Source organism: Delftia deserti (assembly GCF_042653485.1).
Lineage (GTDB): Bacteria > Pseudomonadota > Gammaproteobacteria > Burkholderiales > Burkholderiaceae_C > Comamonas > Comamonas acidovorans.
Genome location: NZ_JBHSIH010000001.1, coordinates 3479161 through 3491850, shown reverse-complemented (window position 1 = coordinate 3491850; position 12690 = coordinate 3479161). Strand labels below are relative to the sequence as shown.

Below are 12690 nucleotides of genomic sequence, written 5' to 3'. Positions count from 1 at the left end.
GCATCAGCTATGACGGGAATTATGACCGGCGCCCCCAGGGCCTGGGCGGTAACCAAGGGTTGCTGCAATCCCTCTGCGCGTGAGTGGCCGCTTCTTTCGCGTTCCGTATGCAATCCTCAGAGCACGCAATGGCAGGTACGGCCTTGAATGTCACCGCACAGGCCGCCTATTCCCGTTTTCACCAACGGCTGCACCGTCGCTATGGCGACGAGCTGAGCCTTTTGCCGCCGGGCCCGCCCGAGCGCGCCTCCATGGAGCAGGCCCTGGCGGCGCTGCTGGAGCGCGGGCTGGACCTGTCGGCCGCCCTGCGCGTGCTGCGCCAGCTGGTCATGGAGCGAACCATGGTGCTCGACTGCGAGCAGCAGGCGCCGCTGGCCGTGGTCACGCGGGCCGTGACCGAGCTGGCCGAGCTGGCGCTGGAGCGCGCCTGCATCCAGGTGCGCGCCGAACTCGATGCGCGCCATGGCGCACCGCAGGGCCCCGAGGGCCGGCCCGTTCAGCTGTGGATCATCGGCATGGGCAAGCTGGGCGCGCGCGAGCTCAATGTCTCCAGCGACATTGACCTTATCTACGTCTACGAGCAGGACGGCGACACGGCCGGCCTGCCCGACGGGCGCGGCGTTCTGTCCAACCATGAGTACTTCGCGCGCGTTGTCAAAGGCATCTATGGACTGATCGGCGACACCACCGAGCACGGATTCGTGTTCCGCGTGGACCTGGCGCTGCGGCCCAACGGCAACTCGGGGCCGTCGGCTGTCTCGCTGGCCTCGCTGGAGGAGTATCTGCAGACCCATGGCCGCGAGTGGGAGCGCTTCGCCTGGCTCAAGAGCCGGGTGGTGGCGCCCATGGACAGCGTGCGCTCCACGCAGGTGCAGGCGCTGCGCGCCGTGGTCCTGCCCTTCGTCTTTCGCCGCTACCTGGATTACGCGGTCTTCGACGCGCTGCGTTCGCTGCACCGCCAGATCCGCGAGCATGCCGCGCGGCGCAGCGCAGGCCATCCCGGCCGCTCCAACGACGTCAAGCTCTCGCGCGGCGGTATCCGCGAGATCGAGTTCACCGTGCAATTGCTGCAGGTGGTGCGCGGCGGCCAGTTCCCCGAGCTGCGCTGCCGCCCCACGCTGGAGGCGCTGGGGCGCCTGGCACGCGCCGGCCTCATGAGCCAGGAGGTTGCCGACGCCTTGGGCGCGGCCTATACCTTTTTGCGCCGTGTCGAGCACCGCATCCAGTACCTGGACGACCAGCAGACCCACGTGCTGCCCACGCGCGACGATGACCTGGAATGGATTGCGCGCACCATGGGCTTTGCCGATACCTGCGCCTTCCTGCACCAGTTCGACGCCCACCGCGAAAAGGTGGCCGAGGAGTTCGACACCCTGCTCGGCGGCTCGGCCCCGCCGCAATGCAGCGCGGGCCGCTGCAACGGCGCCCGCAGCCCTTCACAGGGAGGAACGCCGCGCGAGATCGATGGGCTCATGGAGCAGCTGCCGCCCGCCCTGGCCGCCCACGTGGCCGACTGGCGCGGCAACGCCCGCATCGCCAACCTGCGCGACGAGGCGCGCGGCCGGCTGTTCCGCCTTGTGCAGCGCACGGCGCAATGGGTGGCCGAGCGCAGCGTGCCCGAGGACGCCGCAGTGCGCTTTCTGAACTGGCTGGAGCCGCTGCTGCGCCGCGAAAGCTATCTGGCCCTGCTGCTGGAGCGCCCTGCCGTGCACGAGCGGCTGCTGGACCTGCTGGGCGCGGCGCGCTGGCCCGCGCGCTACCTGCAGCAGCACCCGGGCGTGATCGACGAGCTGGCCAACGACGCCATGCTGGGCGAGCGCTTCTCTCCCATGGATTTCGAGCATGAGCTGGCCCTGCGCCTGGCCGCGCTGCAGACCACGGGCGAGGACGACGACGAAACCCTGCTGAACCTGCTGCGCCGCGCCCACCATGCCGAGGTCTTTCGCACGCTGGCGCGTGATATCGAGGGCCGCATCACGGTCGAGCAGGTGGCGGACGACCTCAGTGCGCTGGCCGACTGCGTGCTGCGCGTGACGGCCAGCTGGTGCTGGAGCCGGCTCAAGAACCGCCACCGCGAGTCGCCGCAGTTCGCCATCATTGGCTACGGCAAGCTTGGCGGCAAGGAGCTGGGCTACGGCAGCGACCTGGACATCGTCTTCGTCTTCGATGACGACGACGAGCACGCCTCCGAGATCTATGCCGCCTTTGTGCGCAAGCTCATCAACTGGCTGGCCGTCAAGACGGGCGAGGGCGATCTGTTCGAGATCGACACCGCGCTGCGCCCCAACGGCAACTCCGGCCTGCTGGTGACCAGCTTCGCCTCCTATGCCAACTACCAGCAGCAGCGCGGCAGCAACACGGCATGGACCTGGGAACACCAGGCCATGACGCGGGCGCGCTTCGTGCTGGGCAGCGACGATCTGCAGGCCCGCTTCGACGCCGTGCGCGAGGCCGTGATCACCGCGCCGCGCGACGCCGCGGCCCTGCGCGACGAGATCGTGGCCATGCGCGAACGCGTGCGCACTGCGCATCCGGTGCGCGGCGGCCTCTTCGACGTCAAGCACAGTCCCGGCGGCATGGTCGATGTGGAGTTCGCGGTCCAGTACCTGGTTCTCTCGCAATCGGCCCTGCATCCGGGGCTGATGGCCAACCTGGGCAACATCGCGCTGCTGCAGCGTGCGGAAGAGGCGGGCCTGCTGCCTGCAGGCGTGGGCCAGCAGGCCGCCCGGGCCTACCGTGAACTGCGCCGCCTGCAGCACGTGGCGCGGCTGGACGAGCGAACGGCCCAACTGGTACCGGGCCAGGCCGAACCGCTCAGTGCGCCGGTCAAGGCCCTGTGGGAAGCGGTTTTCACGGGGGCCATGCTGGGATGAGGATGCCGTCCCGTCAGCATCCGTCGAAGATGGCCTACAGCAGGATGACGCTCCTCGTCAAAATGTTACATTTTTCCCGCCCCGGACCCCTGGAACTTCTGCAAAAGTAGCTCATCTATTGGACAGGTTGACGAGAGAGGGCATACAGACCGAATTTCACGTTGCGAAGCCTCTGGGGCCACAGTCCTGAACTGTTCCGCCCGAAGCGCTTCTCCTCCCTCCCTCTCTTTATTCGTTTCGGGATGCTTCGCAACTTTTTTATGCCAGCAAAAAGGCCACCCATCGGGTGGCCTTTTTTGTCGCCGCTGCAGTTGTCGTTGCGGGGTTGACCCGCTTTCAGGGCTGGGGCGGGCGCGTGGCCGCAAAGCTGGCGCGTTCCGCCAGCTTGGCCTGCAAGGCAGCCAGATTGGGGTGGTCGGCGCGCCAGTCCAGCTCGGGAAAGCGAAAGTCCAGCCAGCCCAGCGCGCAGCCCACGCACACGTCGGCCAGGGTGAAGTGGATGCCGCAGCAATAGGGCTTGTCGCCCAGGCCCTGGGACATCACGTTCAGTGCGGCGCGCACCTTGGCGAGCTGGCGGTCTATCCAGGCCTGGCAACGCTGCTCTTCGCTGCGGCCATCCCAGGTGGCTTCGAGTCGGGCCAGGGCTCCGGCGTCCAGCACGCCATCGGCCAGGGCTTCCCAGGTCTTGATCTCGGCACGCTCGCGGCCTGTGCCCGGGATCAGCTTGCCTACCGGGGAAAGTGTGTCCAGATATTCGACGATCACGCGCGAGTCGAACATGGCATCGCTGCCGTCCATGACCAGGCGCGGCACCTTGCCCAGCGGGTTGCCGGTGCCGGGCGACAGCTCGCGGCTCCAGGGGTTTTCCTCGACGAACTGATAGTCGAGCCTTTTCTCGGCCAGTACGACGCGTACCTTGCGTACGTAGGCGCTGGTGGAGGAACCTATCAGTTTCATGGCTGTTTTCCGTGGCGAAGAGGCGGCCCATGGGCGGGCAGCCGATTCTATGCGCTGCCCGGCGATCTCCCCCTGCAGCCCCCGTTTTTGCCGCGCGCACCTACAATCACGGCCCATGAATCTGCCGCACATCTCCGCCCTGTCCCCGCTCGACGGCCGCTACGCCGCCAAACTGTCTCCTCTGCGCCCGATCATGAGCGAGATGGGATACATGCACCGCCGCGTGCAGGTGGAGGTGACCTGGTTCATCGCCCTGTCGGACGCCGGCTTTGCCGAGTTCAAGCCCCTGACCGAAGGCGCCCGCGTCTATCTGCAGGATCTGGTGAAGAACTTCTCCGAGGCCGACGCCGTGGCCATCAAGGACATCGAAAAGACCACCAACCACGACGTCAAGGCCGTGGAGTACTGGATCAAGGGCAAGTTCGACGGCCGTCCCGAGCTGCTCAAGGCCGCCGAGTTCGTGCACTTCGCCTGCACCAGCGAGGACATCAACAACACCAGCCATGCGCTGCAACTGCGCGCCGGCCGTGACAGCGTGCTGCTGCCGGCCTTGACGGGCATCACCGCCAAGCTGCGCGAGATGGCCCACGCCTACGCGGCCGTGCCCATGCTCAGCCGCACGCATGGCCAGACCGCCAGCCCCACCACCGTGGGCAAGGAAATCGCCAACGTGCTGGTGCGCCTGGAAAAGGCCGCTGCCCGCATCGCCGAGGTCAAGCTGCTGGCCAAGATGAATGGCGCCGTCGGCAACTACAACGCCCACCTGTCGGCCTGGCCCGAGTTCGACTGGGAAGCCTTCAGCAAGAACGTGATCGAGTCCCCCGAGCCCCAGGGCCTGGGCCTGAGCTTCCAGCCCTACTCGATCCAGATCGAGCCGCATGACTACATGGCCGAGCTGTTCGACGCCATCGCGCGCGCCAACACCATCCTCATCGACTTCTCGCGCGATGTCTGGGGCTATGTGTCCCTGGGCTACTTCAAGCAGCGCCTGAAGGCCGGCGAGATCGGCTCGTCCACCATGCCGCACAAGGTCAACCCCATCGACTTCGAGAACGCCGAAGGCAATCTGGGCCTGGCCAACGCCCTGCTCAAGCACCTGGCCGAAAAGCTGCCCATCTCGCGCTGGCAGCGCGACCTGACCGACTCCACCGTGCTGCGCAATATCGGCGTGGCCATGGGCTATGCCACGCTGGCCTACAGTTCGCTGATGACGGGCCTGAACAAGCTCGAGCTCAACGAAGAGCGCCTGCAGGAAGACCTGGACCACGCCTGGGAAGTGCTGGCCGAGCCCATCCAGACCGTCATGCGCCGCTACGGCGTGCAGGGCGCCTACGAAAAGCTCAAGGAAGTCACGCGCGGCAAGACCGTGCAGGCCGAAGACCTGCACCGCCTGATCAACGGCCTGGAAATTCCCCAGGCCGACAAGGACCGCCTGCTGGCCATGACGCCTGCCTCCTACTTGGGCAAGGCGGCCGAGCTGGCTCGCCGCGTTTGAGTTGATGCAGGTGATCCCAGGGTCCGAAACTGCCCTGCGCTCCAACAATTTCGATGCCTTCAGGCTGCTGGCAGCCCTGCTGGTCATTTGGAGCCACCAGTTCGCGGTCCTTGGGATGCCCATCCCGACGCTGCTTTACGACAAGCCCGGGGCCGTGGGCGTTGTCATTTTTTTTGCCATCAGCGGCTATTTGGTGATGCTGTCCTGGCTGGCAGATCCACACCTGGGCCGATTCGCGATGCGCAGGGGGTTGCGCATTTGGCCGGGCTTGACTGCTGCCGTGGTCTTGTGTGCGCTGGCACTGGGGCCGCTGGTGAGTTCGCTGTCCTTGGATGCGTATTTCGCGCATCCGCTGACCTGGAGCTATTTCAGCAATCTCTGGCTGCAGACGCGATATGAGCTGCCTGGCGTATTCGAGACGAATGTGCTGCGCACAGCAGTCAACGGCCCGCTGTGGACCATTCCTCTGGAGGTCGGCTGCTATGTGGCGCTGGGCGTAGCAGGTAGTCTGGGCCTGCTGCGTTGGCGTCATACCGCACCCTTGATCTTTGTGGCATTGATGGTGGCGCTTTGGCGACGTTACAGCATCGCTCCCGGCGAGTCCATGCCTGAATGGTCGTTCGCGCTGCAGTATGCGATGGTGTTCTCGCTCGGCGCCACGCTGGCATGCTGGCGCCATCTCTGGATCTCCCGGCGGATGCCGGCCCTTGCCTTGTTGCTGGCCGGCTGCGTGCTGCTGCATGCCACGGGGCCTCTGATCCTGGTGCTGCAAGCGCCTTTGCTGGCAATGGCCGTGCTGGCGGTGATGCTGGGCTCCGCCAGCACACCCCTGCTACGACAAGCTGGTCGCTTTGGTGATTTGTCTTACGGCCTGTACATTTACGCCTTTCCCGTTCAGCAGGCAGTGGTCTGGTACTTTTCAGGCCGGATCGGCTTTGTGGCGGCGCTGGCCTGCAGTCTTGTGGGGGCTGGCCTATTGGCGATGCTGTCCTGGCACCTTGTCGAAAAGAAGGCGCTGGCCTTCAAGCCACGCAAGCCGACTGTCTCCTCCCTCGATATTCCTGCGCATCTGGCCTCCTGATGGCCATGCGCTGTCCCTGGTTTTCTCATGGCCCTCAAATCCACCATCTTCAAGGCGAACCTGTCCATCGCCGACATCGACCACGGCTACTACGCCGACCATTCGCTGACCCTGGCGCGCCATCCCAGCGAGACGGACGAACGCATGATGGTGCGCCTGGTGGCCCTGGCCCTCAATGCACACCAGCTCAATGACATGTGCAAGGGCGACGGGACGCTGGCGTTTGGCGCAGGCCTGTCCGATCCCGAAGACCCCGATGTCTCGCTGACCGACTTCACGGGCGCCAAGCGCCTGTGGATCGAGGTCGGCCAGCCCGAGGAAAAGCCCATCGCCAAGGCCTGCAACAAGTCCGATGCGGTGGTGCTCTACGCCTTTCACCACGCGGCCGAGGTCTGGTGGAAGGGCCTGGAGGGCAAGCTGGCGCGGCTGGGCAAGCTGCAGGTTTGGCGCATTCCTTCCGAAACATCCCAGTCCCTGGCGGAACTGGCCGAGCGCAGCATGCAGCTGCAGGCCACCATCCAGGAAGGCGCGCTGACGCTCAGCAGCAACCTGGGCACGGTCTTCATCGAGCCGCTGCGCTGGAAGTAAGCGGGCTTTCGCTCAGGCCTGTGCCTCAGCCAGGCAACTGCATCCGGACGGCCTGGGCAAAGGACTCCACGGTCCAGCCCGCGCCCAGCAGCATGCGGCGCGTGGACAGGCGGTCCATGACATCGTCCGGCACATTGCGGCCCAGATGGATGAGCGACTTGCTGTCCGCAATGCCCACATAGCGACCGTCATAGGTTCGCGCCAGATGGTTCCACAGGCCGTGGGCGCCCGGCGACTGGCGTGCACCGCTGACCAGGCAAGTGCCTTTGTCCAGCACGCTGCGATACACGGCGCTGGCAATGCCGCGCCGCTGGTAATCCGGTGCAAAGCGCGAATGCGGCGAGCGCACGCGGCGGTCGGTGCGCTTGTCCACCTCGACCAGGCGATTGAACACCGTGTAGCCGGCCAGGCAGCGCCGCTCCATATCCTCCACGTAGGCAAACCATTCGCCGTCGGCTTCACGCCAGTGCAGCTGGAACTGCGGGTCGTGCAATGGGCGGCGCTCCAGGCCATGGAGCTTGTTGCCGGGCTGGTACAGGCGCTCATGAATGGCTTCGAGCTCGCCCTCCACCAGCGGCTGCATCACGTCGATGCGCAGCTCGGTGACGTGGCGTGGCGCGCAGCGGGGCAGGGCGCGATGCGCCACGGTATCGCTCAGATGGCGCAGATGTCGCAAGAGCGTGGAAAAAGAGGGGCCGGCAAAAGAGGGCCCGGCTGGGGCAGGGGCTAGACAGGTCACGGCAGGGCTCGCTTCGTCGGCTCGCCTTGTGGCCGGGCAGACGCGTGAAAATCCGACCGCCTTCAGCCTAGGGATGAAGGCGGCGCAAGAAGAGCGGATTCAATGAAGCGACGCTGCCCGGTTCCGCGCAGGGCAGCGCATCAAGACCGTGCGGCCTGTCGGGGGCCGATGTTCAGCCGTGCCGCGTCACGCTCGCGCAGGCGCGTGGCCGTGGCGGGCCAGGCCTTGCCGGCCGGCACGCGCGTCCCGCCCGCATCACGTGCCGTGAGGCGCACGCAAAGGCGGAGGTGGCTGTGGCTGTGGCTGTGGCAGGAAGCGGCGGTCTGCAGCATGGCGACCGATGTTAGGCCGTCTGCAACATCGCACTGGTCCGGTGCGGTATCCGGCAGATCGGTCGGCAATCAGCCAGCAATCAGCCGGAGTTGCGCGATGTGTCCGTGCGCTCGGCTGCACGCTCTGCATAGCGGGTGAAACGCCAGGAGTCGCCCTCTGCCGTGATCCTGCGCCAGACCATCCGTTTTTGCGCCGGCTCCATCGCGGTCCACAACTGCACTTCGTCAAAGCTGCGGCCGCAACCCTTGCATCTTTCGTCGCCCTGGCTGGTGGAGCAGATGGCGATGCAGGGCGTATCGGGCGTGGTGTCGTACCAGGCCAGCCAGGCCGCCATGGCGTGCGAGGGAAAGCCCTCAACCTGTACTTCGGTCTCATGCCAGAAGATCATCAGCGCGTACACCTCGGCCAGGGCCCGCACTTCGGGCTGTAGCAGCACGCCGTCCGGGGACGGATGGCGCTCGCGCCAGTAGTTGATGGCGGCTTCGATGTCGGTGATGTGCAGTGCGGTCATGGACGGGCAGGGGGAAGGGACAGCGATGATAAGACGCCTGCCCGCCCACGGCCGGGCACGGCTGCAACACTCCGTTGGCTCAAGGGTTGCTATGGATAGTGAAGCATCTGATGTATGCAGACAGATGGTCTGGGGGGCGCGTGACTTGTGCTTTCCGTGGGGATGAAGGGTTTTTTCACTTGCGTGCCGTGGCGGCTTTGTGTTGCAATCCACAGGTTCGAAGGGGAGTAGCTCTCTGCCGGCGGGGGTGGTTTTTGCAAAGCCACGGTGCCGGCATCGGAATGGTCGTCAATACGAAGCGCAAGCTTCCGGCCTTCCGGGTTGCGGTGCATGCCGCAGCCGAGCAAGACCTTTGATGGACCTGATGACGGTCGATCAATGTGTTCTCCCCTGAGCCAGGCATGTCCTTGCCCGGGTAGGCGCTGCGGCGTTGCATCGGTCTTTCTGTGCCGGTGGGTGTTTCTCCAGGAGGGAGGAGTTCTCGCCGGCCTTACTCAACAGCGAGGACCTTATGGACTTGGACTTTCTGACTCACGCCCCGTTCTGGGTGGCCCTGGGCCAAATCATCATCATCGACATCCTGCTGGGCGGGGACAACGCGGTCGTGATCGCGCTGGCCTGCCGCAAGCTGCCGCCCGAGCAACGCAAGAAGGGCATCATCTGGGGCACGGCGGGTGCCATCATCCTGCGCGTCATCCTGATCGCCTTCGCGATGACATTGCTGGCGCTTCCCTTCCTGAAGTTCGTCGGTGCCCTGCTGCTGGTGTGGATCGGCATCAAGCTGATCGCCCCTGATGAAGACGGCCACGACAACATCCAGGGCAGCGACAAGCTGCTGGCCGCCATCAAGACCATCATCGTTGCCGACCTGGTGATGAGCGTGGACAACGTGATCGCCATTGCCGGCGCCGCCCAGAGCTCGGGCGAGCACCAGATGCTGCTGGTGGTGCTGGGCCTGCTGATTTCGATCCCCATCATCGTCTGGGGCTCGCAGCTCGTGATCAAGCTGATGGAGCGCTTCCCCATCATCATCGTGGCCGGCGGCATGCTGCTGGGCTGGATTGCCGGCGGCATGCTGGTCACCGACCCCGTCTTCGCCAATACGGAGAAGTGGGACTGGATGGTCAAGCTGCCCCAGACCGACATGCTCAAGTACGGTGCCAGCGTGTTCGGTGCCCTGCTGGTGCTGGCACTGGGCAAGTACATCGCTTCGCGCCGTCCTGCTCCCAAGGCCGGTGCCCACGGAGCCTGATCCGCTGAAAAGTTGAGGTGGGCGCCGGGTTGGCCCGATGGGCCGCCCGCGCCGATTCACGACAATCCATGGCAAGGGCGGCCCCGGCCGCCCGCCTCTCCCACTCCCGCAAACCCAGTTCGACAAGGACTTGCTTTGAACCCCATCATCGTCTACGTGGATGACGCTTCCTACGCCCTGCCTCTGGTACAGGCCCTGGCCGCCTCGCCGCAGGCCCAGGCCTCGCACTGGCTGCTGGTGGCCTGCGCGCCGCGCATTACCCACCGGGTCAGCAAATGGGTGAGCCACAGCGCGCGCGAAAGCTGGCGCGGCAAGTGGGCCGACAAGCTGTTCGCCCAATTGCTGCCGGTGTTCGGTGACAGCGCTGGCAGGATCACTCCGGTGCTGGCCAAGGGCCCGCTGGCCGAACTGGTGGCCCAGCTCCAGCAGGAGCACGGCACGGCCCAGATCGTCGATGCACGCCGCCCCAAGCAGGAAGCCACGGCTCCCGCCGTGGCGCCTGCCGCCCCGCTGGGCCGGCGCTGGAATCTCCCGGGAACGCTGGCGGCCATCGGCGCGCTGATGGGCCTGGTGTTCGAGGAAGCGATGATCTGAGAACAGTTCACCCGCTGAGCGGCTTCGCCGCTTCCCCCAAGGGGGACGGCGCCCTTGCCGCGAGGCGGCTCTTGCTCGGCGCCCCTGGTTTGAAGGCGCGCCGGTTTCAAGGACGGTGGACGGTGCGGCGCTGCGGCTAACCGACTTGCGCATTTTTGCTGGATGGAGTCTTCCCCAAGACTGACTTTTGGTACGGCATCCCTGGAATCGGGGATGCCGTTTTTCGTTGGGCGCCGCAGTCCGCAGTTTCCAGTGCGCCGCCTCAACCCGGATCTGTCGGCTGCTGCTATGCTGCCCGCATGAAAATCCTGATCAAATGGCTGCTCAGCGCCGGTGCCCTGCTGGTCGTGGCCTATCTCTATGGTGGCGTGCAGGTCAACAGCTTCAGCTCGGCCATGATCGCGGCGCTGGTCATCGGCCTGCTCAATGCGGTGCTGCGCCCCATCCTCGTGGTGCTGACGCTGCCCGTGACCATCGTGACGGTCGGGCTGTTTCTCTTCGTGGTCAACGGACTGATGTTCTGGGCAGCCTCGGGCCTGCTCAGCGGCTTTCACGTCGCGGGCTTCTGGGCGGCCATGCTGGGCGCGCTCATCTACTCGCTGCTGGGCCTGGCCATCGAATCACTTCTCGCGCGCCTGTTCCCTTAGCAGCTCCTCCACGGCACGCAGCCGCGTGTCCACGATGGAGGCTTCGATGAAATCCACCTTGGGCCCGCCCTTGCGGGCCAGCTCCTGCGCCGCCTTGAAGCGGTCCACCGCGGCCGCGTAGTCGTAGTGCGCGACCTGGGCCTCGGCCTCGGCGCGCAACGCGCGCAACTCGTGGCCCTGGGCGCGCTGCACCTGGGCCAGCAGCTGCCAGGCGCTGGCATCGCGCGGGTGATCCGTCACCCAGGTCTGCAGCGGGCCCGCCATGCTGGCGGCGCCCTGCTCGCGCAGCAGGATCTGGGTGCGCATCAGCAATTCCGGCCTGCGCACAGCGCGGTTTTCGACCACATTGACGGTCGCCAGACTGGGGCCGCTTGCCATCGCCGTGGGGAGGCCAGGTTCCGTGGAGCGGGGCTCGGCAGGTGCGGCAGCAGGCAGGTACAAAGGCGGCAACGCCTCCAATGCGGCACCGGGCTTGCCGGCTGTCAACTCCAGTTCGGCCTGCAGCAGCTTCGCCTGCCGCAAGGCATCGGGGTTGGAGGCGGTGGCCTGCTGCAGGCGCAGCGACATTTCCCGCGCCTGCGCCCAGTCGCGCAATTGCACGGCGCTCAGCGTGGCGGCATACAGCTGCGCCGCCTGCTGCGCGGCGGGCTGGGTGCCAAAGCTGGTGGAGCGCGGCTGCTCGGCCCACTGGCGCAGCACATCCACGCCGGGGCGCGCCAGCACGCGGGCCCGTGCGGCCATCATCACGTGTTCCAGGGATGGCGCAGGCACAGGCGCAACGCCACGCGGAAGGCGCGAATGCATGTCGGCCATGCGCTCCGTGGTCAGCGGGTGGCTGCGCAGATAGGGCCAGCTGCCGTTGTCATTCAGGCGGTTGGCCTGCTGCAGCTTGTCGAACATGGTCACAAAGCCCTGCGGCGCGAACCCTGCCGGCGCCATCAGCCCGTAGCCCATGCGGTCGGCCTCGCGCTCCATGTCGCGAGAGAAATTGAGCTGATTCTGCACGGCCAGCGCCTGGCCACCCATCATCATCGCCATGGCGGCATCGGGGCTGCGGCTGGCAGCCAGCGCGCCCAGAATCATCGAGCCGATCATCAATGGCGTCTGCTTGCCCTGCTGGGCAATGAGCCGTGCAATGTGGCGCTGCGTGACGTGGCTCAACTCATGCGCCAGCACCGACGCCAGCTCGTCACGCGTGCTGACCACGCCGATCAGGCCCAGATGCACCCCCAGATAGCCGCCCGGCAGCGCAAAGGCGTTGACCGAGCGGTCCCGCCCCAGCAGGATCTCCCAGGCAAAGCGCTCCTCCAGCTCGTCCGACAGCTCGCCGCGCGTGCGTGCCGCATCGACCAGGTGCTGCCAGATGCCCTCCACATATTCCTGCAGTACCGCATCGTCGATGTAGTCCGGATCGCGGTAGAGCGAGCGGATGATGCGGTCACCCAGACGCCGCTCGTCACTGGTCGTCGTGGCCGCGCCATCGCCCAGCGTGGGCAGGCGCAACTGGGCCTGTGCGGGTGTATGCGCTGCGATGGTGAGAGAGGCCGCCAGCAACTGCAGGCCGACGGCGATACGTGTCTTCAGGCGTGATGGATGCATGAGCAGGTAAGAGGCCAGAAG

At 66.1% G+C, this 12690-nt stretch carries 12 protein-coding genes; 7 read left to right on the top strand and 5 right to left on the bottom strand.

Translation table 11 applies throughout. The features are described from left to right. The first annotated feature begins 128 nt into the window (after positions 1-128). Positions 129-2873 carry a bifunctional [glutamate--ammonia ligase]-adenylyl-L-tyrosine phosphorylase/[glutamate--ammonia-ligase] adenylyltransferase gene (glnE, locus tag ACFPFG_RS16900; protein ID WP_380107501.1) on the top strand — a complete coding sequence of 915 codons (2745 nt, stop codon included), beginning with the start codon at positions 129-131 and terminating at the stop codon, positions 2871-2873. Between the two features lie 336 nt (positions 2874-3209). Here the strand turns inward: glnE and ACFPFG_RS16895 are convergent, their stop codons facing one another. Continuing rightward, a complete protein-coding gene (locus ACFPFG_RS16895) occupies positions 3210-3830 on the bottom strand; it encodes a glutathione S-transferase family protein (RefSeq protein ID WP_183021339.1) in 621 nt (206 codons plus the stop codon). 115 nt (positions 3831-3945) lie between these two features. Between ACFPFG_RS16895 and purB the strand changes: the two genes are divergently transcribed. Genes purB through ACFPFG_RS16880 form a run of 3 tightly spaced genes read left to right on the top strand, consistent with a single transcriptional unit; the run spans position 3946 to position 6994 of the window. Then, a complete protein-coding gene (gene purB, locus ACFPFG_RS16890; protein ID WP_380107499.1) occupies positions 3946-5325 on the top strand; it encodes an adenylosuccinate lyase in 1380 nt (459 codons plus the stop codon). 4 nt (positions 5326-5329) lie between these two features. Next, entirely contained in the window at positions 5330-6406 is a 1077-nt protein-coding gene (locus ACFPFG_RS16885; protein ID WP_380107497.1) for an acyltransferase family protein, read from the top strand. Between the two features lie 27 nt (positions 6407-6433). Continuing rightward, positions 6434-6994, top strand: coding sequence for a YaeQ family protein (locus ACFPFG_RS16880; RefSeq protein ID WP_183021341.1), 561 nt, complete (start codon positions 6434-6436; stop codon positions 6992-6994). A gap of 25 nt (positions 6995-7019) precedes the next feature. Here the strand turns inward: ACFPFG_RS16880 and ACFPFG_RS16875 are convergent, their stop codons facing one another. The 3 genes from ACFPFG_RS16875 to ACFPFG_RS16865 form a co-directional block, all read right to left on the bottom strand. Further along, complete coding sequence (locus ACFPFG_RS16875; protein ID WP_183021342.1) at positions 7020-7733, bottom strand: N-acetyltransferase; 714 nt, start codon at positions 7731-7733, stop codon at positions 7020-7022. A gap of 140 nt (positions 7734-7873) precedes the next feature. Continuing rightward, on the bottom strand, positions 7874-8065 hold the full coding sequence (locus ACFPFG_RS16870; protein WP_380107494.1) for a hypothetical protein: 192 nt from the start codon (positions 8063-8065) through the stop codon (positions 7874-7876). A gap of 80 nt (positions 8066-8145) precedes the next feature. Beyond that, the gene (locus ACFPFG_RS16865; RefSeq protein WP_183021344.1) at positions 8146-8577 is read right to left on the bottom strand and encodes a DUF3717 domain-containing protein; all 432 of its coding nucleotides are present in this window, start codon (positions 8575-8577) and stop codon (positions 8146-8148) included. Positions 8578-9088: 511 nt separating this feature from the next. Between ACFPFG_RS16865 and ACFPFG_RS16860 the strand changes: the two genes are divergently transcribed. The 3 genes from ACFPFG_RS16860 to ACFPFG_RS16850 all read left to right on the top strand — a co-directional run bounded on the left by ACFPFG_RS16860 (position 9089) and on the right by ACFPFG_RS16850 (position 11070). After that, a complete protein-coding gene (locus ACFPFG_RS16860) occupies positions 9089-9829 on the top strand; it encodes a TerC family protein (RefSeq protein ID WP_012202789.1) in 741 nt (246 codons plus the stop codon). A 135-nt stretch (positions 9830-9964) separates the two neighbouring features. Beyond that, complete coding sequence (locus tag ACFPFG_RS16855; protein WP_013804594.1) at positions 9965-10423, top strand: hypothetical protein; 459 nt, start codon at positions 9965-9967, stop codon at positions 10421-10423. A 299-nt stretch (positions 10424-10722) separates the two neighbouring features. Then, a complete protein-coding gene (locus ACFPFG_RS16850) occupies positions 10723-11070 on the top strand; it encodes a phage holin family protein (protein WP_012202791.1) in 348 nt (115 codons plus the stop codon). Here ACFPFG_RS16850 and ACFPFG_RS16845 read toward each other — a convergent pair. Continuing rightward, positions 11044-12669 carry a M48 family metalloprotease gene (locus ACFPFG_RS16845; protein ID WP_197953986.1) on the bottom strand — a complete coding sequence of 542 codons (1626 nt, stop codon included), beginning with the start codon at positions 12667-12669 and terminating at the stop codon, positions 11044-11046. The two genes, ACFPFG_RS16850 and ACFPFG_RS16845, sit on opposite strands and share 27 nt — an antisense overlap. Positions 12670-12690 lie beyond the last annotated feature (21 nt).